General features: G+C 41.0%; 20 protein-coding genes and 1 riboswitch. Of the genes, 15 read left to right on the forward strand and 5 right to left on the reverse strand.

Features of this window, described 5'->3' with window-relative positions:
- Positions 1-3: 3 nt before the first annotated feature.
- Positions 4-435: a DUF4064 domain-containing protein gene (locus ACFPU1_RS09925; protein WP_157842885.1), complete on the forward strand. Its 432-nt coding sequence runs from the start codon at positions 4-6 to the stop codon at positions 433-435.
- A gap of 419 nt (positions 436-854) precedes the next feature.
- On the opposite strand, the gene ACFPU1_RS09930 is transcribed toward ACFPU1_RS09925, so the two are convergent.
- Positions 855-1,547 (reverse strand): SIMPL domain-containing protein, encoded by a 693-nt coding sequence (locus ACFPU1_RS09930; RefSeq protein ID WP_385940645.1) that lies wholly within the window; start codon positions 1,545-1,547, stop codon positions 855-857.
- A gap of 202 nt (positions 1,548-1,749) precedes the next feature.
- Between ACFPU1_RS09930 and ACFPU1_RS09935 the strand changes: the two genes are divergently transcribed.
- Together ACFPU1_RS09935 and ACFPU1_RS09940 are read left to right on the forward strand one after the other, a co-directional pair.
- Positions 1,750-3,951, forward strand: a complete 2,202-nt coding sequence (locus ACFPU1_RS09935) for a DNA topoisomerase III (protein ID WP_385940931.1) — start codon at positions 1,750-1,752, stop codon at positions 3,949-3,951.
- Between the two features lie 23 nt (positions 3,952-3,974).
- Complete coding sequence (locus tag ACFPU1_RS09940) at positions 3,975-5,120, forward strand: DEAD/DEAH box helicase (protein WP_385940647.1); 1,146 nt, start codon at positions 3,975-3,977, stop codon at positions 5,118-5,120.
- 60 nt (positions 5,121-5,180) lie between these two features.
- On the opposite strand, the gene sda is transcribed toward ACFPU1_RS09940, so the two are convergent.
- A complete protein-coding gene (gene sda / locus ACFPU1_RS09945) occupies positions 5,181-5,351 on the reverse strand; it encodes a sporulation histidine kinase inhibitor Sda (protein WP_385940649.1) in 171 nt (56 codons plus the stop codon).
- A 306-nt stretch (positions 5,352-5,657) separates the two neighbouring features.
- On the opposite strand from sda, the gene desB reads away from it, so the two are divergent.
- From desB to ACFPU1_RS09960, 3 genes are all read left to right on the forward strand, one after another.
- The gene (gene desB / locus ACFPU1_RS09950) at positions 5,658-6,761 is read left to right on the forward strand and encodes a Delta(10) desaturase DesB (protein ID WP_385940651.1); all 1,104 of its coding nucleotides are present in this window, start codon (positions 5,658-5,660) and stop codon (positions 6,759-6,761) included.
- A gap of 294 nt (positions 6,762-7,055) precedes the next feature.
- The gene (gene cshA / locus ACFPU1_RS09955) at positions 7,056-8,504 is read left to right on the forward strand and encodes a degradosome RNA helicase CshA (RefSeq protein WP_385940653.1); all 1,449 of its coding nucleotides are present in this window, start codon (positions 7,056-7,058) and stop codon (positions 8,502-8,504) included.
- A gap of 175 nt (positions 8,505-8,679) precedes the next feature.
- Positions 8,680-10,593: an ABC-F family ATP-binding cassette domain-containing protein gene (locus ACFPU1_RS09960; protein ID WP_385940654.1), complete on the forward strand. Its 1,914-nt coding sequence runs from the start codon at positions 8,680-8,682 to the stop codon at positions 10,591-10,593.
- Between the two features lie 48 nt (positions 10,594-10,641).
- On the opposite strand, the gene ACFPU1_RS09965 is transcribed toward ACFPU1_RS09960, so the two are convergent.
- A complete protein-coding gene (locus ACFPU1_RS09965) occupies positions 10,642-12,378 on the reverse strand; it encodes a PrpR N-terminal domain-containing protein (RefSeq protein WP_385940656.1) in 1,737 nt (578 codons plus the stop codon).
- A gap of 210 nt (positions 12,379-12,588) precedes the next feature.
- On the opposite strand from ACFPU1_RS09965, the gene ACFPU1_RS09970 reads away from it, so the two are divergent.
- The 8 genes from ACFPU1_RS09970 (at position 12,589) to thiE (ending at position 20,404) form a co-directional block, all read left to right on the forward strand.
- On the forward strand, positions 12,589-13,716 hold the full coding sequence (locus ACFPU1_RS09970) for a 2-keto-3-deoxygluconate permease (protein WP_385940658.1): 1,128 nt from the start codon (positions 12,589-12,591) through the stop codon (positions 13,714-13,716).
- Positions 13,717-13,727: 11 nt separating this feature from the next.
- Complete coding sequence (larA, locus tag ACFPU1_RS09975) at positions 13,728-14,993, forward strand: nickel-dependent lactate racemase (RefSeq protein WP_385940660.1); 1,266 nt, start codon at positions 13,728-13,730, stop codon at positions 14,991-14,993.
- A gap of 5 nt (positions 14,994-14,998) precedes the next feature.
- Entirely contained in the window at positions 14,999-15,814 is an 816-nt protein-coding gene (larE, locus tag ACFPU1_RS09980; RefSeq protein ID WP_054637233.1) for an ATP-dependent sacrificial sulfur transferase LarE, read from the forward strand.
- A 15-nt stretch (positions 15,815-15,829) separates the two neighbouring features.
- Positions 15,830-16,498 (forward strand): nickel pincer cofactor biosynthesis protein LarB, encoded by a 669-nt coding sequence (gene larB, locus ACFPU1_RS09985; protein WP_385940663.1) that lies wholly within the window; start codon positions 15,830-15,832, stop codon positions 16,496-16,498.
- Between the two features lies 1 nt (position 16,499).
- Positions 16,500-17,717, forward strand: coding sequence for a nickel pincer cofactor biosynthesis protein LarC (gene larC, locus ACFPU1_RS09990; RefSeq protein WP_385940665.1), 1,218 nt, complete (start codon positions 16,500-16,502; stop codon positions 17,715-17,717).
- Between the two features lie 430 nt (positions 17,718-18,147).
- Positions 18,148-18,708 (forward strand): 3-dehydroquinate synthase II domain-containing protein, encoded by a 561-nt coding sequence (locus tag ACFPU1_RS09995; RefSeq protein WP_385940667.1) that lies wholly within the window; start codon positions 18,148-18,150, stop codon positions 18,706-18,708.
- Positions 18,709-18,764: 56 nt separating this feature from the next.
- Complete coding sequence (gene thiM / locus ACFPU1_RS10000; protein ID WP_385940669.1) at positions 18,765-19,565, forward strand: hydroxyethylthiazole kinase; 801 nt, start codon at positions 18,765-18,767, stop codon at positions 19,563-19,565.
- A 179-nt stretch (positions 19,566-19,744) separates the two neighbouring features.
- Entirely contained in the window at positions 19,745-20,404 is a 660-nt protein-coding gene (gene thiE / locus ACFPU1_RS10005) for a thiamine phosphate synthase (RefSeq protein ID WP_385940671.1), read from the forward strand.
- Positions 20,405-20,487: 83 nt separating this feature from the next.
- Here the strand turns inward: thiE and ACFPU1_RS10010 are convergent, their stop codons facing one another.
- Both ACFPU1_RS10010 and ACFPU1_RS10015 read right to left on the reverse strand, forming a co-directional pair.
- The gene (locus ACFPU1_RS10010) at positions 20,488-20,799 is read right to left on the reverse strand and encodes a DUF3243 family protein (protein WP_100397918.1); all 312 of its coding nucleotides are present in this window, start codon (positions 20,797-20,799) and stop codon (positions 20,488-20,490) included.
- A gap of 104 nt (positions 20,800-20,903) precedes the next feature.
- Positions 20,904-21,200, reverse strand: coding sequence for a DUF4190 domain-containing protein (locus ACFPU1_RS10015; RefSeq protein WP_385940673.1), 297 nt, complete (start codon positions 21,198-21,200; stop codon positions 20,904-20,906).
- Positions 21,201-21,367: 167 nt separating this feature from the next.
- Positions 21,368-21,559: riboswitch (cobalamin riboswitch) on the forward strand.
- A 310-nt stretch (positions 21,560-21,869) separates the two neighbouring features.
- Here ACFPU1_RS10015 and cobJ point away from each other — a divergent pair.
- Positions 21,870-23,483 carry a precorrin-3B C(17)-methyltransferase gene (gene cobJ, locus ACFPU1_RS10020; RefSeq protein ID WP_385940675.1) on the forward strand — a complete coding sequence of 538 codons (1,614 nt, stop codon included), beginning with the start codon at positions 21,870-21,872 and terminating at the stop codon, positions 23,481-23,483.

Genomic DNA, 23,483 nt, shown 5'->3' on the forward strand with positions numbered 1-23,483 from the left:
ATTATGAAAAGAACAGGTGAAGTAACATTAGGAATCATTGGAGTGGTTTTAAGCGGATTGGTTTCCATTCTGGGTTTCACATTAACTACCTTTATGGACTCTCAAGAATTTCAACAGCAGTTGTCTCAAGAAATGGCTCAGGATCCAGCTATGGGAACGGAAGAAGTAAACATGGTTATAGGTATGCTTGGAACATTTGGCTGGGCGATAATCATTTCCAGTATTTTAGGCGCAGTTTTGGGAATCATTGCTGTTATTAATATCAGAGGAGGAAAAAGGAGAATTCTTGCTGGGATATTATTTTTGATAACTGCAGTGATTGTTGGAATTGGAACGCTTGGGTTTGCTTTTGTACCTGCAATATTATTTCTGATAGCAGGAATAATGGCTCTAGTGAGAAAACCTAAGCCGCCAGAAAACGAACCAGTGTATTAATAAAAATGAAATTTACGGATATAGATGAAATAGGCTGTTCCCATGGGAACAGCCTATTTGTATTCTTCTGAATGCATGAGGGAAGAACGTATCTTATAAGAAATAATTTTTTCTATTATAATGATATCCTCCCTCGGAATTCCAAAATACCTGGAAGCGGATTCCACAGGAGGAGAAGTAAGGGAGAGGAGTTCCAGGTAGTGCTCATAGCAAAAGCTTCTTTTTTTCAAAGCAAGTTTTGCTTCTTGCATATAGAGATAGACTTCCCTTTCGCGCCATGAAAGCTTAAGCAGTATTTCATTTTTGTGCAAAGTGGCCCCTCCTTTTCATCTATCAAAAATATACTTTAATCAGAAAGAGGAGGGGGAATATTTACTGAAATAAAATAAATTTTACATAGCTTTAAAGTAGCTTCCTTTTTACACGCGAGGGGATTTTCTTTGCAAAATGTTTTGTTCCCCCTGGTTAAAGTAAGTGTAAGAAGCTTCAACTGAAGCTGGAATCTGCAGTAATCCAGGCTGCACAGGAGTAGGAACTCCTTCTTGAGCCATAAACATTCCTTGACGAGGGAATGGTGAAATACCGACAGGCAGCTCTCGAACGTGATTAGGGATTCTTGAAAGAGTAACTTGTATGGTATCAGCAAGTATCGCGGCCTTTTCTGAAGCGTTACTCATCGCAAGAGATAGTGCTTCAAGATAATAGGGTGTTTGATCAGCTAAGGAAAAATTAATACTGGAAATATAATTTGCTCCCTGCGAGACAGCGGTATCAACAAGCATACCGGCTGCCTCTATATCATCAGAGCTAACCTCCAGCAAATGGGTAACCTGATATCCGCGTAAGACTTGTACGTTGTCTACGAATTCATACATAGGCAAAACTGTTAATTGTATCGTTTGTATATTTTCTTCCGCTATGCCCAGTTCAAGGAAAGATTGCGTTACAGCGGCTATAATGTCTGCATTCTCCCTTTGAGCTTGCTCAAGGCTCACATCTTCGGTGATCGCTCCTGCCTGTATGTTGACCCGGTCTGGAGGAGCGGTAATGACTGCACTTCCGTTTACTGTGATGAGCCGTTTATTTACTGGCTTAGTGAAAGCAGGCTTCATGCCAGCACCTCCTTTTGATTGCATTTACAGTGTATTAAGGAATATAAAAAAAGATGCTGAAAACAATGGACAAAGACAAGAAGTTTCATGGCAAGCCCCTTGAATGATAAGGATGCGAGGGGTAAGATACATAGAGCATATCTGAAAAACAAAGACCATAATAGTTTTTATCGTTAATAAGATTGGAAATGAGGAAACAATGATGACGAAAGCGCTCGTATTAGCAGAAAAACCTTCAGTGGGAAGAGATATCGCAAGAGTATTAAATTGTGATAAAAAAGGAAATGGTTATTTTGAGGGAAAGGATCATATTGTTACCTGGGCCTTAGGACACCTGGTGACATTAGCAGACCCTGAAGCTTATGGAGAGAAATATAGAACCTGGAATCTTGATGACCTGCCAATGCTTCCCCCTTCATTAAAGCTTGTGGTAATCAAACAGAGCGGAAAGCAATTTCAGACTGTGAAAACGCAAATGAACCGTAACGATGTAAACAAGATCATTATCGCTACAGATGCAGGAAGAGAAGGAGAGCTCGTAGCAAGGTGGATCATTGAAAAATCCAAAACGAAAAAGCCTTTAAAGCGTTTGTGGATTTCTTCTGTCACCGATAAGGCGATCAAAAATGGGTTTAACAGCTTAAAAGATGGAAAGCAATTTGAAGATCTATATGCTTCCGCTGTTGCCCGGTCTGAGGCCGATTGGTATGTTGGCATGAATGCTACTCGTGCTTTAACTACAAAATATAACGCGCAGCTTTCTTGTGGAAGAGTCCAAACCCCTACATTAGCAATGATTGCTAAAAAGGAAGAGGAGATTCGAGCATTCACTCCTAAAAGCTATTACGGCATTACAGTGTTAACAGACAATCAATTCACTTTATCCTGGTCTGACCTTAATAATGGTGAGACAAGAATCTTTCATAAAGAGAAAGCAGAGAAAGTGATAAAAGAAATCCAGGGAAAGAAAGCTTTGATCACTGATATTCAGGTATCTCCGAAGAAGAGCCATGCTCCACAGCTCTATGACTTAACAGAGCTTCAAAGAGATGCCAACAAAGTGTTCGGGTACTCAGCTAAAGAAACCTTATCCATTATGCAAAGGCTGTATGAACACTACAAAGTGCTTACGTATCCTCGTACGGATTCAAGACATCTTTCTTCAGATATTGTGGAAACCTTAAGGGAGAGGTTGAAGGCATGCAGCGTGAAGCCGTACGCTAAATATGTCAATATCCTTTTACAAAGCCCGATTAAGACGAATAAATCTTTTGTAGATGACTCTAGGGTTTCAGACCACCATGCTATTATTCCAACAGAGGAACCCCCCTTTGTGGATGAGTTCACTGCTAAAGAAAGAAACATTTATGATTTAGTTGTAAGAAGGTTTATCTCAGTATTTTTTCCACCTCATGAAAAGGAAATTACAACTGTGAAAGCTGCAATTAATAACGAAAATTTTGTTGGGAAAGAAGCAAAAGTGACAGCTCAGGGGTGGAAGAAAGTGTATGAGGATGTGCCCGGTACCACGAAGGGAGAAACAATCTCCTCTCACAACGTATCTTCTCTGAAAAAAGGGGAGCTTCTTTCTCTGCTTAAGGTCACAAAAACAGAGGGAGAAACAAAACCCCCTTCTCCATTTAATGAAGGAACACTGCTGTCAGCAATGGAAAATCCGGCACATTACATGGCAGGAGAAGACAAACAGCTGCTTAAAACATTAGGGAAAACAGGAGGCATTGGAACCGTAGCGACCAGAGCTGATATTATTGAAAAACTATTAAACAGTTTTTTAATCGAAAAGAAAGGAAAAGACCTTGTGCTTACTTCAAAAGGCAGGCAGCTTCTAGAGTTAGTGCCGGAGGAATTAAGGTCGCCTGCGTTGACTGCGGAATGGGAATTGAAGCTGGAAGATATCACAAAAGGAAAGCTTCCAAAGGAAACCTTTATTAATGAAATGAAAAGTTATGCTGGCAGCGTAGTTAAAGAAATTAAGAAAAGCGATAAGAAATTCAAGCACGACAATATGACAGGCAGCAAATGCCCGGAATGTGGAAAGTTTTTGCTTGAAGTGAAAGGCAAGAAAGGAAAAATGCATGTCTGTCAGGACCGGGACTGCGGGTATAAAAAGAACGTGGCGAAAGTGACAAACGCAAGGTGTCCAAATTGCCGGAAGAAGCTTGAATTGAGAGGAGAAGGTGAAGGGCAGATCTTTGTCTGCAGATGCGGTCACAAGGAAAAATTGTCAGCCTTTAATAAAAGAAAGCAAAAAGAGAAAACCAGCAAAGCTTCAAAAGGAGACGTTAATAAATATCTGAAGAAGCAGCAGAAGAAAGAAGAGGAATTTACAAATCCAGCTTTGGCAGATGCATTAGCTAAGCTTAATTTAAACAAAGACAAGTAGTATGGAAAAGAAAGGAAACAACTATGGACGACAAACAAAGTATAACATGGCCTTTATTGGAAAAGACTTCCCCTTTTATTCAGAATGCATGGAAGGAAGCGGGATTTAATGCTCCGACAAAAGTTCAGGAACGAGCCGTTCCTTCCCTCTTGGAAGGGCAGAATATGGTTGTTGAAGCACCAACCGGAACAGGAAAGACCATCGCATATCTTATCCCTCTGTTACAAAAAATAGATCCTGAGATGAAAAATACACAGGCAGTGATTATTGCTCCAAGCCGGGAGCTTGTGATGCAAGTTCTTGAAGAGCTAAATCAATGGACAAAAGGGAGCGGTATTGAGGGGGCAGCTTTCATAGGCGGGGCTAATATTAAACGCCAAATTGAAAAATTAAAGAAAACTGTGCATGTAGCGGTAGGGACTCCTGGGAGGGTACTGGAACTGATTGAGCTAAAAAAGCTGAAAATGCATAAAGTATCGACTCTGGTATTAGATGAGGGAGATCAATTGATCACTCAGGAACACGAAAAGTCGCTGCAAAAGATCAGGAAAGCCTCCCTAAAAGATACACAAATTCTGTTTACCTCTGCCACCATCTCAACGGGTACAGCCAAAAAGGCTAAGGAGCTGTTAGGAGAAGCAGAAGAGCTAAGAATTAGTAAAGGAAAAGAAGAGGTTGAAAAGGTCAATCATATCTATTTTGTATGTGAACAAAGAGAGAAAATTGATATTCTTCGCCGGTATATAAGGACGGAAAATATTAGAGCATTAACCTTTGTAAACAACGTAGAGCAGTTAACAGAAATGAGCGATAAGCTCGCTTACAGAGGGGTCTCAACAGAAGCTTTGCATGGGGATTCAAACAAGGATGAACGAAAAAATGCGATTACACGCTTTCGTAATGGAGAGACGACCCTGCTGCTGGCTACAGATGTAGCAGCTCGCGGGCTGGATATCAAGGAACTTTCACATGTTATTCAGCTTGACCTGCCTAGAAATGCAGACCAGTATTCTCACCGTGCCGGCAGGACAGGGAGAGCAGGGGCAAGTGGTACGGTTGTATCGTTAGTAACGAAAAGAGAAGAACAGGATTTAAAGAAAATAAGCAGCAGGCTCAAAATTAAAATTGTAAGAAAGAAGCTTTACAAGGGAAACATCGTGGATGAATAAAGAGGTATGAAAAAAGGAAGAGGGCTTTTTCGGGCAGATGGAGGGGGAGCTCTACATAAGCTATCCCTCTTGTTTAAATTTGGGTGCAGAAGATAATTTGCAGCTTTGATTAAGCAATATATCCCTGCGATCAGCCTCCTGTTTTAATAAGTGGATAAAGTTTGAATCTAAATTCAAAGTTAAAGCTTTAAAAAGTGCGTCTAACAGGGTTTCATCTTTCATATATGTCATATATTTCTCACCTTATTTTCAGGATTTTTAAATTTCATTTCTATAATTTACCATGATGGAGGGATGAGGACAAGTTCTTCCCTTTTCTAGTTACAAGGTCATTGAAAGGGGTACTGGCTTTTTGACAGGTACTGCCACGGTTGCTTCTCTTGAGAATGAAAATCTTCTTTCGTCTTTTTCCCTATTGGTACCTGGTAATAACAATTGGTTGTAAATCTTAATTAATGTGGTATACTTTGGAGGTATGAGGGATAATAGTATAAACTACTACAATTTATCAATAGCTTGTTTAGGAAAGGACAATGAATGAATCAATATAAAACGTTTGGGTGGTACGCTGCCCGTGTGACTCCGCATTTACCTAAAAAGGCATTTAAACCAGTTCCCATGAGATTGTTTGGAGGCCTGGCATATCTTTTAATCAGCATTGCCGGCATTATGACCATTAGTCTTTATGATATGAATTTATGGATTTATTTAATGATTTCTGGAGTGTTAGGTGCATGTTTTGCCGCGATGGGTTTCTTGGGACATGAAATCCTCCATGGAACGGTTGTAAGAAATAAAATGATTAGCAGTTTATTAGGCGCTGTCGCTTTTTGGCCGTTAACTACGGGACCAAGACTCTGGAAAAAATGGCATAACATTGAGCATCACCGTCATACTCAGGATGAACACAAGGACCCGGATGCCTGGTTTACGGTAGAAGCTTACAACAAAAGTAAGCTAATACGCTTAATTTACCGTCTTCCTTTTGTCGTCCGTGCTTTTTTCAGCATGCTTTCATTAGCTGTTACTTTCACAGCACATTCCATCAAAATGTTTTTTTCTTATATAAAGGATTTCAAACCTGGCAAACAACCAGCAGTATGGCTTCAGTTTGTTTTACCATGGGCGAGCTGGATCGGGTTATTGTTATGGATAGGACCTTTGAAGTGGCTGTTTGCATTTGTCATACCTGTCCTTATTGCAAATGCTATTGTGATGGCATATATTTCTACAAATCACAGGCTGAACCCTTTAGTGCCTGTGAATGATCCACTGGCGAACAGCTTAACGGTTACCGTTCCAAAATGGGTGGATGTTCTTCACTTTAATTTTTCTTATCATACAGAACATCACTTATTCCCAGGTGTTAACCCTAAGTATTATCCGCTGGTAAAAGCAAAAATCAAGGAAATGTGGCCAGAACGTTATCACGAAATGCCTATGCAAAAAGCATTGGCCCTTCTATGGAAAACACCACGTGTTTATTTTGAAAAAGATGAACTGATTGACCCGAAAAAGGCGGTGGTGTACGGGTCTTTAGGAAATGGGTTAAACGGGTTGGCTCTCCCAAGCAAACATGAAAAGAATTCATCACCTGGATCCTTGAAGGCTCAGAAGAATAAAGCAAAAAAAGCCCAGTGATAAACAGGAGTTTCTTCCTGTTTATTTTTTCTTTTAGATAGTAAGTAACGTTATATGCTTATATCAATTGTTTTTGGGCACTCTATTGATAAGTGCAGAAAGCATCTTATAAGGAAAGAAGTAGCATTGCAATACAATATGTGGTAAAGTTGATTGGTTCGTTAAAAAATAGAAATTCACACATATACCTTTTGTTAGGTTGAGGATATGAATACACGAAGAAGTATTTTTAAGGTTCATCATAACGGGGATATCCTATAGTGAAATATAAATGATTAAAGGAGATAGATGTTATTGACATTATTTAAAGAGTTAAATTTAGATCAACAAATTCTTCGAGCAGTTGAACAAATGGGGTTTACTGAAGCTACACCGATTCAGGAAAAAGTTATCCCTTTTGTTAAAGAAGGAAAAGATCTTATAGGTCAGGCCCAAACGGGTACAGGGAAAACAGCAGCGTTTGGGATTCCGCTTCTTGAAAACATTGATACAGAAGAAAAGGTTACACAGGGCCTGGTGCTGGCTCCTACCCGGGAACTTGCCAATCAGGTTGCTGAAGAGTTAAATAAGCTCGGTCGTTTTAAAGGAATAGAAGCTTTACCTATTTACGGAGGACAAGAAATTGGCCGGCAGATTAAAGCTTTAAAGCGCAGACCGCAAATTATTGTGGCAACACCAGGACGTTTTATGGATCACATGAGAAGAAAAACTATTCGTCCACAGACCTTGAAAATGATTGTATTGGACGAAGCTGATGAAATGCTGAGCATGGGCTTTATTGAAGATATTGAAACCATCTTGGCGGAAGTTCCAAAAGAAAGGCAGACCCTTCTTTTTTCAGCAACCATGCCAAAGAGATTACAATCCGTTACGAAAAATTTCATGAAAGACCCTGAAGTGGTCGCTATTAAAAGCAAGGGCCTGACTGTATCCAGTATCGAACAGCGTTATATTGAAGTTCCTGAAAAACAGAAGCTTGATACGCTCAGGTATTTGCTTGATATTGATCCTCCTGAACTCTCCATTATCTTTGGCCGCACAAAGAGAAGAGTTGATGAGTTATCAGAAGCTCTCAGCCAGGTTGGTTATGCTGTAGAAGGTATTCATGGTGACTTAAGGCAAGAAAGACGGGATAAAGTACTTCGTAAATTTAAAAAAGGCACCATAAATATTCTGGTGGCAACTGACGTGGCGGCAAGAGGGCTAGACGTAACTGGCGTCACCCATGTTTATAATTTTGACCTGCCACAGGACTCTGAAAGCTATGTCCACCGTATTGGCAGGACAGGCCGTGCGGGGGAAAAAGGAGTGGCATTTACCTTTGTTACCCCTCGTGAAATGGAACACCTAAAAGACATTGAGGCGACTACAAAAAGTAAAATGAAGCGTCAAAGTCTTCCAACCTACGCGGAAGCAATGGCAGGCCGTTACCAGCAGGCAATTGACCAACTAAGAGAAACTGTCCGAAAAGGCGGATATGAGGACCTGGATGAAGCAGCAAAAGGACTGCTTGATGAATACGGTGCTGAAACACTCGTAGCTGCAGCATTAAAAATGGCAACGAAGGAACCGGACGACAAAAACATCAAGCTGACAGAAGAAGCCTCCTTGCGGCCGAAGAAAAGCTCTTTCAGAGGTAAAAGTGGAAATAACAAAGGTAACAAAGGCAGAGGGAGAAATAATAAATTTTCGTTTGATAAGCAAGGACGTAAAGGCGGCCGAGACCGCAAAGCAAGACGATAACAAAGCATAAGTAAAAGGGACTCTCCAGTGAAAGGAGAGTCCCTTTTTATCGAGTAAGATTACAAATATAATGAAGCAATATAGAGAGTTTTTTTGATTAGTGGCTGATAGCTATGTGCCTTCTCTAAATATAGTTTACAATGTAAGTAATACAGATAGTAAAGGTTGATAAGAGATGAGCGTTTTACATGTTGAGAACTTATATAAAACTTATGGTGAAAAAGTGTTGTTTAATGATATCTCCTTTTCCATAAAGGAGAACGAAAGAATTGGTTTGCTAGGTGTTAATGGAACTGGAAAGTCTACACTCCTTAAAGTAATTGCAGGAATAGAAAGTGCTGAACGAGGAGAAATGCTTCATGCCAATTCTCTTCAGATCGAATACCTTCCCCAGCAACCTGAATTAGATCCTGAATTGACCGTTTTAGAACAAATATATTACGGTGATTCTGTCATGATGAAAGTCATGAGAGAGTATGAAAAAGCATTACAAAAGCTGGAACATAACCCGGAAAAGCAAAGTGCTCAAGAGCTGGTAATGAGTATGCAGCAAAAAATGGACGAAGCTGATGCCTGGGATGCGAACACAGCAGCAAAGACGGTATTAACGAAGCTTGGTATTTCAGACTTTGATAAGAAAGTGAAATTTCTGTCTGGGGGCCAAAAGAAAAGAGTTGCCATAGCTAAAGCGTTGATCCAGCCTGCAGATCTCTTAATATTGGATGAGCCGACAAACCATTTGGACAATATGTCTATAGAGTGGCTGGAAGGATACTTAGCAGCATATAAAGGATCATTAATTGTCGTTACCCATGACCGCTATTTCCTCAATCGTGTCACTAATCAAATTTTTGAATTGGAAAATGGCAGTCTTTATACGTATGAAGGGAATTATGAGACTTACTTAGAAAAGAAAGCTGAAAGAGAAGCAGCAACACAAAAAAGTGAAGAAAAAAGACAGAACTTACTGCGCAGAGAACTTGCCTGGCTGCAAAGAGGAGCAAAGGCCAGAACCACAAAGCAAAAGGCACGGAAGCAACGAGTGGAAGGCCTAAAGGAACAAAAAGGGCCAGAGGCCATAAAAGACGTCGACTTTTCCATCGGTTCGATTCGCCTGGGAAAGCAGGTCATTGAAGCACAGGATATTACGTTTTCCTATGCAGCTGACCAGAAGCCGCTAGTCAAAGATTTTAGTTATTTAGTAGTGCCTGGAGAACGACTGGGGATTATTGGCCCTAATGGAGCCGGGAAATCTACATTATTAAATATACTGGCGGACCGCACGCAGCCCCAGGCGGGTAAAGTAGATTTTGGACAGACAGTGAAAATAGGATACTACATCCAGGAATATGAAGAAATGGATGAAAATCTTCGGTTGATTGAGTACATCAGAGAAGTGGCAGAAGTAGTTCACACTGTTGATGGCCAGGTGATCACAGCAGAACAGATGCTTGAACGTTTTTTGTTTTCCAGAGAGATGCAGTGGACCTATATCCGCCGCCTTTCTGGTGGTGAAAGACGACGTTTGTATTTACTCAGTGTCTTAATGGAAGAGCCCAACGTCCTCTTTTTGGACGAGCCGACAAATGACTTGGATACTCAGACCTTAAGCATATTAGAGGATTACCTGGATCAATTTCCTGGTGTGGTAATTACCGTATCACACGACCGGTATTTTTTAGACCGGGTCGTTGACCGCCTATTAGTTTGTAAAGGCGGCAGCGGAGAAATTGAACGCTTTCAGGGAAGTTATTCTGCCTATATAAATAACCAAAAGAAGGAAGCTTCCCTTCAAAAAGAGACAAAGGCAGGGGCAGGACACGCCCCGAAACAAGCCAGGCAGTCGAGAAAAAAGCTCTCTTATAAAGAACAGCAGGAATGGAACCAGATTGAAGACAAAATTATGGAATTGGAAATGAAAAAGGAAGAGCTTGAGGCAGAAATAGGTGAAGCCGGCAGTGATTTTGACAAAATACAAGAATCAATGAAAAAGCAGGCAGAAGTGGAAGCTGAGCTTGAGAAAACCATTGAACGCTGGACTGAACTTTCCCTGATGATTGAAGAAATTGAAAGCGGCAAACAACAATAAACGAAGAATCCCAGCTTTTTAGCTGGGATTTAATTACATATGGGGTGCTTATATATTTTTTAATTTCCTCCATAAAGTCGCTCGATTTATTCCCAGTCGCTTTGCCGCCCGTGTTTGGTTATAGTTTTCTTCTTCTACAACTTTACGGATAATTTCCTCTTCTATTTCCACCAGTGTTTTTGTTAAATCTATGTTGTCACGTGAATGTAGTGACATATCCTTTTTTGTATGCAGAGCTTCTTTTTTTTGAATATATGGACCTTCGGCGTTATATACGCCTGCTTCTAAGCCTTCGTTTAATTCTGCCAGGTTACTCTTCCATTCTTTTTGTTTCCATGTACATAATAGGTTCTCGGAAAGGCCCACCACTTGTTTTCCGTATAAATTATTATATCGAGCAATGAACTTGCGTGTATATTCCTCAAAGGTTTCTAATTGGTCCCTTAAAGGAGGGAGATGTACGGAGATATCAAAATTTTCAGTAATACGTTCAGAGAGGTTACAGTTATTTGTAGAGAAGACAGCGGTGTTTTCCTTACAACAGGAAAAGCTCTTGACAAGCTTCTTTATTTGACAAGGAGATAATTCCTCCCACCCTCGGATATAAAAAGTGCCTTTTAATTTTTGTATGGTGGCGTGTAATTTACCTAACTCACCTTCGCTGATCACTTTCCCAATAGTAACTGCCCACTGCTCTTCAGTGTACCCATTTTTATAGTAATGAAAAGCACTAGTCAAAGACTTTTTACCTGTACCTTCCTCACCGGCAAGTAACAATACTGGCTTATGTACACTGGATTTTAATTGTTTAATTACCTCACGTACCTTTTGGTTCACCTGGCACAGCTGAGAAAAGGAAAAAATAGTAGAACGAAGATGAGAAAGAGAAAGTTCATCGCTGTGAATATAATACTTATTTTCTTCAGTGAATTTTACCACAAAATAAGAAGAGCTTTCCTCCAAAAATAGCACCTCGATAAGGAGTTTCTTGCCATTAACCTCCGCTGTTTTCATTGAAAGAGGAGCTTCTATAATCCTCCTAAAGACCCCTGGGTAGTTTTGTCCCAGGTCATAAACAGAGTGAATGGCAGAGTCTAAGGAAAACAGAGAATAGAATTCTCTGTTAGCAAAATTCACTGTGCCATCTAACTCAAAGATAATGACTCCTTCGGATTGGGTATCAATAAGCGCATGAAAAGAAGAAACCTCTTTCCTCGTTTCATTTATGGCTTGAGCCACTTCTTTGGCCCGGACTAATGATTGATGGACAGCTTCTTTCCCAGAAGTAATCATTATACCTTGCAGGGTGAATTCTTCTATGTAATTCAATGCAACAGCATCCCCAAGAATAGTGTTGTATCCATTCTTCCATGCATCCTTAACAGCTTTCCTTACCTCCTCCGATGTTCTTACTTCCGTGTATGGGATTTGCATATCTAGAAGCTTGGAAACTTCTACAACCCCTTGGCAGACACTTGGATAACCGATTAGTTTAATTTTCTCTTCGGAGTCCTTGATTAGTAATAAAGTTCTTAGAATGTCGTAAGCAGAAACCTCAATGTCTATAATGGGTACTTTTACGTGTTTTCGTAAGGTGTCAGCTGTAGCCCCCCGGCTGATTAAAACCAGAACTCCATTTTGTTCCATTCTCTTGGCAGGCTGTACGGCATCCACTACATCGCACACTACAACTTCCACCTCTATGTCTGAGACAGCGGCAGCTTCCATTTGGATCACTTTCTTTAAGTGTGGGTAAGGGGCTAGAACCCCAATTTTTATTGGCATATCAATCATCAATCTCCCAAAAGTAACAAACTGTTTAAAATTTAAACGCTTTCTTATTTATTGTTGTTTTTTTAAATAGTTTTTGTCACAATTATTATAAAAGTTTCCACTATTATGTCAATAGTGATAGAAGCGAATATGTAGAAGAACTAGAAATATAAAGATTTTTTGTAAGCGATTTCTACAATTATTCAAAGAGGGGAGTTTATTATGAAGATTAAACAGACAATAGAAAGGGTTCCTGGTGGATTAATGATTGTTCCGTTAATGCTAGGGGCTTTATTAAACACTATAGATCAGTTGCAAATTCCTTTTATAGTGAGGTTTTTACAGTTTATCGGTGCCCCCCAGACAGAAGACGGTACATATGAATTTTTACGGATCGGTGGATTCTCTCAGGAGTTATTCAAAGATGGGGCTCTTGTCTTAATCGCACTGTTCTTGTTTTGTGCAGGGAGTCAAATGAATTTGAAGCTTGGCGGGAAAGCATTAAAAAAAGGTTCTTTGCTAACTACTTCTAAATATCTTACTGGTCTTGTAATAGGTATTTCTTTCGGATACTTTTTTGATCCAATGGAAGGGTTACTAGGCTTATCAACGGTCGCTATCATTGCAGCAATGACCAATGGCAACGGGGGAATGTACGCCGCCTTGACAAGTCAGTACGGAAATCGTTCTGACGTTGGCGGGGTAGCAGTTTTGTCCATAAATGACGGTCCATTTTTTACGATGATGTCTTTGGGGCTCTTAGGGGCTACCTTTCCGTTTGCTACGTTCTTGGCTGTATTGCTGCCAATTGGTATAGGCATGTTGTTAGGTAATCTAGACGAAGATATACGATCTTTCTTAAAGCCCGGGGAAATTCTGCCGGTTCCTTTCTTTGCCTTTGCCTTGGGCGCCGGAATGAATTTTGCTTTATTTTTCAACCCGGAAGTAGTAGGGGCGGGCATTCTCTTAGGGCTTTTGACAACGGTCTTAACTGGCTTAACCGGAATCTTCGTCTTTAAGCTATTTAAAGAAAGAAGTTATATTGCTCCGGTAGCAGAAGCATCTACGGCTGGAAATGCGGTAGGTACGCCAGCAGCTATCGCCGCCGCCGCGGCCACAGCTGCAGCAGCAGGGGGAATGAGTCAATCTCAAGCCGCTGCTTATCAAGACATTGTACCTCTAGCCACCGCTCAAATTTCAATTTCCGTTCTTGTTACGGCTATATTATGTCCAATAGCTGTAATAATTGTTGATCGTTATCAACGGAAAAGAGGTATAATTGGTACAGAAGAAGATGTGACAAGTGAAATAAATGATTCAAAAAATACAAGCACAAAAATGGATGTATAGGAGGGTAACAAATGGACGTTTCACTGCTTTACGGAAAAGGAGAAATTCAGGTAGAGGTTCCAGATCATGCTAAAATTATTGAACCTAAACATGTAGAAGGAAAGAAAGATCAAAGGCAGGCTGTAGTTGATGCATTACAAAGCCCGATTGGCACCCCTCCTTTAAAAGAAATGGTAAAGTCAACTGATTCAGTTGCTATAGTGATTAGTGATATTACCAGACCAACACCAAATCATATTCTTGTTCCTGCCCTAATCGAGGAGCTTCCTCACGTACCATTGGAACAATTTGTAGTAATAAATGGGACGGGTACTCACCGTGACCAAACAAGAGAAGAGTTTATTGAAATGCTTGGTGAGTGGACGGTTAATAACATTCGCATTGTTAATAATCATTGCCATGCTAAAGAGGAATTATCGTATGTCGGAGAGAGTGAATTCGGCTGTGGAGTATATTTAAATAAAGAATATGTAGAGGCGGATTTTCGTATTACGACAGGTTTTATAGAACCACATTTCTTTGCTGGTTTTTCAGGAGGTCCCAAGGGAAACATGCCAGGAATCGCAGGAATCGAAACGATTATGACCTTTCATAATGCAAGAATGATTGGAGATCCAAAGGCAACCTGGGGTAATATGGATAATAATCCAGTTCAAGAGATGACAAGAGAAATCAACCGTATGTGTCCACCACATTTTCTCCTTAACGTCACCTTAAATGGAAATAAAGAGATTACTGAAGTCTTTGCTGGAGACCTTTTCCCAGCTCATGAAAAAGGCTGTGAGTATACGAAAGAACATGCTATGGTTCCTTGTGAAGAAAGATTTGACGTAGTGATTACCTCGAATTCAGGGTATCCGCTGGATCAGAATTTATATCAGGCTGTTAAAGGAATGAGCGCAGCACAAAAAATCGTAAAAAAAGGCGGCACCATAATCGTTGCAGCGGAGTGTTCTGACGGCATCCCAAATCACGGGAATTTTGCAGAAATATTTACATTAGCTGAGACCCCGCAACAGTTATTAGATATGATTAACGACCCTGCATTTAAAATGTTCGATCAGTGGCAAGTTCAAAAGCAAGCAGTCATTCAAGTTTGGTCGGATGTTCACGTGTATTCTAAATTGACAAAAGAGCAAATTAACCAAGCGATGTTAACTCCTTGTAATGATATAGAAGCAACATTAGAAAACCTTACAGCAACATATGGAGAGGATATGAGCGTGGCTGTTCTACCACAAGGCCCCTTAACGATCCCCTATATTAGAGAGGAGTAAGATGTATGTCCTACACTAAACTTACAAAACTACAAGAAACTCTACAAGAGATGGGAAGGGTAGTAGTTGCTTTCTCAGGTGGTATTGATAGTACATTTCTTTTGTATGTTGCTCGTGATACCCTCGGAAAAGAAAACGTATTAGCAGTGACTGCGGACTCAGAAACATTCCCACAAAGAGAATTGGAAGATTGCAGGGAATTAGCAAAAAAATTAGATGTAAAGCATGAAGTAATATCAACTTCCGAATTTGCTATACCGGGGTACACAGAAAACAAAAGCGATCGCTGCTATTTATGCCGGGATAACCTTTTTGAAAATTTAAAGCCTCTTTTAGAACAAAAAAATTATAGTAATATCGTCTTCGGACTGATTGCAGACGATATGGGTGAGCATCGTCCCGGGATCATTGCAGCTCGTGAGCATGGCGTGCGCGGACCTCTACAGGAAGTTGAGTTATATAAGCAGGAAATACGTGAATTAGCACGGGAAATTGGATTACCAAATTGGGATAAGCCTTCCTATGCTTGTTTAGCTTCCCGAATAAGTTATCAAGAGACTATCACGATCAAAAAGCTTAAAATGGTAGACAAAGCAGAAGAGATCATTCGGGATTACGGAGTCAGGCAAGTACGTGTGAGAATGCATGGTGAGATGGCAAGAATTGAAGTCATGCCAGAGGATATGTCTATAATTTTACAAATGCATGGAACTCTTCAAAGGGAATTAACAGAATTAGGTTTTAAATATGTCACGTTAGATCTGTCAGGGTACAAGAGCGGGAGCATGAATGCAGTATTGGAAAAAGTTAAAACAACTTAGAGGGTGGTTGCCATCATGTATGAAGACCTAGGGTTTTCTAAAGTAGATTATGATCGAGAAGAGAGGACGGGCTATCCTGAAATCATTTATGGTGAAGGGAAAACGGCTGAACAAATTACCTTAATCGCTGAGAAACTGGTGGAACGCCATGGTAAGGTTCTTGTCACAAGGGTTTCGGAAGAAAAAGCAGCTGACTTAAAGGAAGCGTTTGCTGATTCTTTTTACCATTCTGTTTCCCGTATCTTTAGTGTAGGGAAGCCTGAAAAATTATATCGCGGCAAAGTAATGGTGCTTAGTGCAGGGACCTCCGATCTTCCTGTAGCTGAGGAAGCGCTTTTGACAGCTCAGTGGATGGGGTGTGAAGTGGAAGCAATTAATGACGTAGGGGTAGCAGGCATTGACCGATTACTTTCTTATCGTGAATATTTACAAACAGCTAGTGTACTGGTTGTAGTGGCTGGTATGGAAGGTGCGTTACCAAGTGTGGTTACTGGATTGGTAAAACGCCCTGTGATCGCTGTTCCTACTTCAGTAGGGTATGGAGCTCATTTAGAAGGCTTAACACCTTTATTAGGCATGCTGACAGCATGTGCTTCCGGTATGAGTGTGGTCAATATTGACAATGGCTTTGGAGCAGCATACCAGGCTGCCTTAATTTTAAAAGTAGCAAATGAGGAAAAGTAAAATGAAAACATTGTATTTGGACTGTGTATCAGGGATCTCAGGTGACATGACATTATCAGCGTTAATAGACGCTGGTGCAAGCTTGCAGTATGTGAAACAAGAGCTAAAAAAACTTCCTATTGGAGAATTTGATTTAACGATTAAAAGAGTGAATAAGTGCGGGATTTCTTCCTCGCTTTTAGATATTTCGCTTTCACAAGAATTAGAGCATCATGATCATCACCATGCTCATGATCACAAAGATCATCATGCCCATAGTCACCGTCATGCCTCTCATATCTTGAAAATGATACAAGAAAGCAGTCTTTCAGAGAGAGTAAAGGAACAAAGTACCAAAGTCTTTGAAGCTATTGCTGCAGCAGAAGGGAAAATCCACGGAATACCCCCTGAAAAGGTCCACTTTCATGAAGTAGGAGCAATGGACTCAATTATTGATATCATCGGAGTTTGCGTGGCTTTGGAAGATCTTGAAATAGAAACGATTTATTCTTCACCCGTTCCTACAGGAACCGGTCTGATAAAGATAGACCATGGGATATATCCTGTTCCAGCCCCTGCTACGGCGGAGTTATTAAAAGGAATCCCTATTTCTCCTTTAGAGGCAAAGGGGGAACTTACTACTCCAACTGGAGCAGGCTTTATCCATGCTTTAGTGAGTGAGGTAAGAAGCTTGCCTCCCTATGTTATATCATCAATAGGCTATGGAGCAGGAAAAAAGGATTTTGATTCACACCCTAACATCCTTCGAGCAATCATGCTGGAGAGTCAGGAAGAAAGGATTACTGAAGAGGTTGTCCTGTTAGAATGCCAGATTGATGACTTGCCTGGAGAAGTACTGGGATATGTGATGGAGAGCTTATTTGAAGCCGGGGCCTTAGACGTGTATTACACGCCTATCCAAATGAAAAAAAACCGGCCTGGGACTCTAATCACCGTCCTTTCCAAACAAGAGCAAGCAAATCGACTGGAAGAGTTGTTGTTACAGGAAACTTCTACCTTTGGAGTCCGTTCCTCTCTTTGGCAGCGAAGAGCATTATCACGAAGTATAAGCCACATAGATACCATTTACGGTGATATTCGTATTAAAAATGGTTATGAGAAAAACAAGGTTTATCAAAGGTCTCCAGAGTTTGAGGATATCAAGCAAGCAGCTCTGCACCATGGAGTTCCTCTTAAGAAAGTTTTAGCAGAAATATATCGTCAGTTAGATAAATATTAGAGGATTCAGGAAGAAAGGATTTAATTCCTGAAACTTAAAGCACCCTATAGAGCAGGACTTAATAAGTCAATCTGTAGGGTGCTTTTTTGTACAATGGCAAAGAAAATTACAGAACTGGGGAAAATATCATAAGGGGAAATATAAGATTAAAAGTAGACAAGGGTGCACTTCTTTCCTCTAGTCATAAGGGTTCTGTCAATCCATGTTTAGAAGAGGCAGCTGATAGCCTGCTCCCCCATTGGGAATGCCCCTCCTCTACAGAAGGGTTGGATAGGCAAGTCTGCTTTGAGGATGAATACAAAATAATGATAATGGGCTTTCTCCCTTGACAAGTGAGTAAATAGTCCTATCATACCCATTACTATTCTTGCTCTCTTCCGTGTAACCTTATACTATTTTAGTTAAAGGTAATAAATGAGGAGGGAACGAATTGAATAGCAAAAAAAATAAGGTAGAGTATATAGCTGGCGAAGTGATAAGTATAAAAGCTGTAGGAAAGGGCACTAGAGTATGTGTAGATTGTGCAGACGAGCTGTCTCCTGAAGAAGGAATGCTGGTTGGGAATACTGGGGACGGATACATATTAGTGCTTTCGGAAAACCGAAAAACAGAAACCTACCCCTCCCGTGCGTTCCGTGTAAATTGCGGCGCGGTCCATCAGTACATTTATGAGGGAGAGAATACAAAATACTTATCTGAGCTAAGAGGAGGGGAGCAGACACCGGTTTTTTCCTTATCAGGAGAACCGAGAATTGTGCCGCTTGGTAGAGTGAAGGCAGAACAAAGGGATTTACTTCGAGTGGAATGCAGGGTGCAGAACAAGATCATTTCGGCAACACTGCAAGATGCTGATAGTGTGCAGCTTGCCGGTGAAGAAGGGAACTCTGTCCCTGTTCAGCAGTTAGCTTCAGGAGATCGTGTGCTCTGTATGGTCGATGAACCTGGCCGTCACCTTGGCGAAAAGATTAAAGAGGAGATTAGGGAATATTGAGCATAAAGAAAGAAGGGTAAGGGAATAAATACAGAATTCACAGGAGGAGGGATAGTATGGAACCATCAGGTTGGGGAAGGTTTCTTGGAAAAATGAGAGAGGAAATGCCGCTCGTTCACAACATTACAAACGTAGTAGTCACGAATTTTACGGCCAATGGACTTCTCGCCTTAGGAGCTTCTCCGGTCATGGCGTATGCCAAGGAAGAGGTTGCTGATATGGCCAGGATTGCCGGGGCTCTCGTTTTAAATATTGGTACATTATCTGCTGAGGAGGTCGAGGCTATGATACATGCGGGTAACGCAGCAAACCAGCAGGGGGTGCCAATTATATTTGATCCCGTTGGAGCGGGAGCCACACCATATCGAACAGAAGCATCCAAAAGGATCGTAAAAGAACTGAATCTCTCCCTTCTAAGAGGAAATGCAGCAGAGGTGGCAAATGTGGTAGGACTTGAGTGGAAAATAAAAGGAGTAGATGCTGAAGAAGGAGAGGGAGACATACTTGAACTAGCCAAAGAGGCTGCGCGGAAGCTCGATACCGTTGTTTGTGTGACGGGGAAAGAGGATGTTATTACAGATGGGGAAAAAACCTATATTGTAAATAACGGGACACCCATGTTTACGAAAATCACGGGTGCCGGATGTTTATTAAGTTCAGTGATTGGTTCGTTTGCAGCAATTGAAAAGGACATTTTAATTGCGGGAGCGGCGGCTCTTGCTGCATACGGAATAGCAGGAGAAAAGGCTGCTCAGGAAAGTGAGGGTCCAGGCAGCTTTCAGATTGCTTTTTTGGATCAGCTTTATAAGATAACTTCAAAGGAAGTCGATTCCTTAGCTTCAATATCTTTAAGTTAACCGATCTATTGAAATAACAATTATCAGTATGAGGAGGATTCACATTCACAAAAGGTGCCTGGCACCACTGCGGGCTGTAACATTAAAATTGTGATTTTCTTTAAGCAACAGCGTCATTCACGTTTTCTTTGTTACGTAACCTGCAAGGTGCCTGGCACCAAAAAGGAAGTGGGGAAACTTTGGGACGTATAACAAGAGCTGAGATGATACAGTACTTAAAATTATATTTTATATTTGGCAGTCAAAATACTACTCAGCTTCCTGAACAAGTAGTAAAGGAAGCAATCGCAGGCGGGATTACTCTTTTTCAATACCGTGAAAAAGGAGAAGGTTCAAAAGCAGGTGCTGAAAAGGAAGAGCTGGCACGTAAATTGCAAGAGATCTGCCGGCAGAATGGAATTCCTTTTATAGTTAATGATGATATTGATTTAGCGGTGCAACTTAATGCAGACGGTCTTCATATTGGACAAGAAGATATTGGAGCAAAAGAAGCAAGAAAAATGATGGGTGATAAAATTCTGGGGGTTTCTGCATATACGATTGACGAAGGCCTGGAAGCCGCCGAGGACGGGGCTGATTACCTTGGTTTAGGGCCTATATATGCGACAGGTTCTAAAGACGATGCTGCTGAAGAAACAGGTCCTCAAGTGATCACTCTGTTTCGTAAAATGGGGATCAAGACACCGATTGTTGGGATTGGTGGAATTTATGAAGATAATATCGACGAAGTGATGAAATCAGGAAGCGACGGCATATCAATAATTTCAGCGATTGCTTCTGCACCAAGCCCCTTTGAAAGTGCAAGAAATTTGAAAAAAAGAATTGAAAATTACCTGTAGATAAAGGAATAATATATGTAAAAACAAGCAGCATTCTGGTACCTCCAGAGAACTGCTTGTTTTTTATAGCTGTGACTTTGCCATTAACCAGCTTTCTTCGCTAGTTTTACCAGGACGTGAGCCATTTTATGCTTTTCGTCATCCTCAGCTACCTGCCACATCTCTTGTAATAGCTTTTCTTCTGTATTTTTAGGTGATTCATGGTTTTTGAGGTATTCTGCTACACGCTCAGCGCCTTTTGCCATTTGCTCTTCACTGAGGCCTAGAGATTCACCTTTTTCTACTTTTCCTTTAAGGTATTGCTGGAACTCACTAAAGCTTTCTAAAATGTCTTCCTTTTTGCTTTCGGACATGTTGTCAAGTTTTTCTTCAGCTTGTTTCTTTGGATCTGCCATCTTATATTCCTCCTTAAAGTAATTATGATCCTCTAATTCCCATCCTTGGGCAATCTAAACGTTTATATCACAAATACTACTAATTACTGTGTCAGCAAGGAGGACTATAGCGTCAGCATAGCTGCAGCGAGCGCCATGAGTATCACTGTTAGAACGAGAGCTGCTACACTGCAGGCGATACCGCCAATTGCGAGTCCCTTTCCGGACTCTCCTCTTCTTTTAATCTCCCTTATTGATAAAATTCCAAGAATAAGGCCAACCAACCCTAGAGCAAAGCCGGCTAACGGAATCAGAATAGAAGATACGAGTCCCACTACACCAAGGACCAGGGCTGTAATTGACTTTCCATTTGTTTTTAAAGGTGTTTCTGATGATGTACCGGTTTCTTGTTGATGTGCCAAATTAGTGACCTCCCTTTCTCTTATTAATTCGTTCTCCTACTCTATTCCTGAATTTTTCTTTTTTAATCTCACAAACAAAAATAGAATGGAAAAGGATAAATTCCTTAGCGGATAGAAAGCCAAAAAGAGATTGACAGAGAGTGGAGGATCAGATAGCTTTAAAGGAGAAGAATATTAGGGGAAAAGGTGAAAGCTGTTCTAACAGTTTTCTTAAAAGGGAAGACCGGTGTGAAGCCGGCGCGGTCCCGCCACTGTAATTGGGTTGTCTGTTTTGCTGCCACTGTCGGTACAAATCGATGGGAAGGAAGAAATAGATGGAAACCAAGAGCCAGGAGACCTGCCTTTTTCAACAACACCAGTAACCTACGGGTCATGGGGGGGTGTTAGAGCAGGTTTCCGATTAATTATGGGCTGTTAAAAAGCCGTTTATATTATGCCGGAAGAGCGCCTCTAACCTCCACATGCAGGTTAGGGGCGCTTTTTTGCTGTTTAGTTGTGTATGCGTAGGTGAGAGGTAAATCTTTTAGTAAATTCTCTGTTCAAGGAGTGCTTGTACGATATATCCTGGCTGGGGGATGCGTGCAGCTTTTATAAGCAGTCTGAAAGAGACCAAATGGAATAGAGCCTTTTGCAGTGCGTTCGTCTTTATTCTATATAAGGAGTGATAGTGTGACAAATGAAAAAGGAAAACTTCTTGTCGTAGGTTTCGGCCCAGGAAGTGAAGAACAAATGACATATCGTGCAAAAGAAGCAATTCTTGAGTCAGATTCTATTATTGGCTATAAAACATATATAGATTTAATTAAACCATTGCTTACCGATCAGGACATAGTAAGGACGGGAATGACTGAAGAAGTAAGCAGAGCACAGGAAGCAGTCAAGCAGGCTGAGCAAGGAAAAACAGTGGCTGTCATTTCCAGCGGAGATGCTGGTCTATACGGCATGGCGGGATTAGTTTATGAAGTGTTAATTGAAAAGGGATGGAAAGAGGACGAAGGCGTAGAAGTAGAAATCATTCCTGGGGTATCTGCAATCAATTCTTGTGCCTCGCTTTTAGGGGCGCCGGTAATGCATGATGCCTGTACGATCAGCTTGAGTGACCACCTAACCCCTTGGGATTTAATAGTAAAGCGAGTGGAAGCGGCCGCCCAGGCTGATTTTGTCATTGCACTTTATAACCCAAAAAGCGGCAAGAGAACAAGACAAATAGAAGAGACACAAAGGATTTTAATGAAGTATAGAGATAAAGAAACGCCTGTCGGCCTTGTAAAAAGCGCATATAGAGAGCGGCAGAACATAGTGATGACTGATTTGGAGCACATGCTTGACCATGAGATTGGCATGCTTACAACAGTAGTAATAGGAAATAATTCTACATTTTATTATGACGGCAAAATGATTACCCCAAGAGGCTACCAGCGTAAATATACCCTGGGCGAGGAGAAACAAAAGTTAAAACCTGCCCAGAGACTAAGAAGTGAGGCAGAGCCATGGGCGATGCATGGGGGAAAAGAAGAGACGGTAAAAGCTGCCGAAAGTATAAATGTTAAAGGTCTTGCAGAAGAAGCGTTAAGCAAGCTGGGCACCACTTATTCAGAAAACAAACAAGTATCAGAAGATTCTATCTCATTTAAGCAAACAGAGATTTTTGAATTTGCGGTTTCTCCGGGAACAGCAAACAAGAAAATAAGCTCAAAACAGCTTCTTCAGCTGACAGAAGTAATCGGGGAAGACGGTGAGGTAGAGTATACCCCCAGCCATTACTTCAAAGTATCCCTTGAAACAGATCGTGCACAGGAAATTGTGAAAGAGCTTAAAGAAGCGGGCTGGCTCGTTTCTCCGGTAGGTAATGTGATTCACGTAAAGGCCTGTGATTTTTGTGACGGTGAGAAGCGTGATTCAATCCCATATGCTGAAGAACTACAAGAAGCTCTAGGCGGAATGGTTGTTCCCAAAGTTATGAACATAGGCTTTAATGGGTGCGGCATGGCATGCTACGGCGCAATTACTGATGATATTGGCATTATTTATAGAAGAGGAGCTTTTGATGTATTTTTAGGAGCAAAAACGACGGGCAGAAATGCGCATGTAGCACAGCCAGTGGCTGAGGGGATGGAAGTGGACAAGTTAATTCCCCTCATTACAGCTGTTGTAGATGAGTACAAGGAAAAAGGACTGCCTAATGAAAGGTTCCATAAGTTTTTTAAGAGAGTGCAGGAGATCCAAGGGTTTAAGTATCAAGAGATGCCAGTGCCGGTTATCGTAGATAATCCATGTGAATAA

The sequence above is a fragment of the Thalassorhabdus alkalitolerans genome, assembly GCF_042656525.1.
Lineage (GTDB): Bacteria > Bacillota > Bacilli > Bacillales > Marinococcaceae > Thalassorhabdus > Thalassorhabdus alkalitolerans.

Bases quoted from the DNA above. Each gene is read 5' to 3' on its own strand.
- ACFPU1_RS09925 (WP_157842885.1), top strand. From the start codon at position 4: ATGAAAAGAACAGGTGAAGTAACATTAGGAATCATTGGAGTGGTTTTA.
- ACFPU1_RS09930 (WP_385940645.1), bottom strand. From the start codon at position 1,547: ATGAAGCCTGCTTTCACTAAGCCAGTAAATAAACGGCTCATCACAGTA.
- ACFPU1_RS09935 (WP_385940931.1), top strand. From the start codon at position 1,750: ATGACGAAAGCGCTCGTATTAGCAGAAAAACCTTCAGTGGGAAGAGAT.
- ACFPU1_RS09940 (WP_385940647.1), top strand. From the start codon at position 3,975: ATGGACGACAAACAAAGTATAACATGGCCTTTATTGGAAAAGACTTCC.
- sda (WP_385940649.1), bottom strand. From the start codon at position 5,351: ATGACATATATGAAAGATGAAACCCTGTTAGACGCACTTTTTAAAGCT.
- desB (WP_385940651.1), top strand. From the start codon at position 5,658: ATGAATCAATATAAAACGTTTGGGTGGTACGCTGCCCGTGTGACTCCG.
- ACFPU1_RS09960 (WP_385940654.1), top strand. From the start codon at position 8,680: ATGAGCGTTTTACATGTTGAGAACTTATATAAAACTTATGGTGAAAAA.
- ACFPU1_RS09965 (WP_385940656.1), bottom strand. From the start codon at position 12,378: ATGCCAATAAAAATTGGGGTTCTAGCCCCTTACCCACACTTAAAGAAA.
- ACFPU1_RS09970 (WP_385940658.1), top strand. From the start codon at position 12,589: ATGAAGATTAAACAGACAATAGAAAGGGTTCCTGGTGGATTAATGATT.
- larA (WP_385940660.1), top strand. From the start codon at position 13,728: ATGGACGTTTCACTGCTTTACGGAAAAGGAGAAATTCAGGTAGAGGTT.
- larE (WP_054637233.1), top strand. From the start codon at position 14,999: ATGTCCTACACTAAACTTACAAAACTACAAGAAACTCTACAAGAGATG.
- larB (WP_385940663.1), top strand. From the start codon at position 15,830: ATGTATGAAGACCTAGGGTTTTCTAAAGTAGATTATGATCGAGAAGAG.
- larC (WP_385940665.1), top strand. From the start codon at position 16,500: ATGAAAACATTGTATTTGGACTGTGTATCAGGGATCTCAGGTGACATG.
- thiM (WP_385940669.1), top strand. From the start codon at position 18,765: ATGGAACCATCAGGTTGGGGAAGGTTTCTTGGAAAAATGAGAGAGGAA.
- ACFPU1_RS10010 (WP_100397918.1), bottom strand. From the start codon at position 20,799: ATGGCAGATCCAAAGAAACAAGCTGAAGAAAAACTTGACAACATGTCC.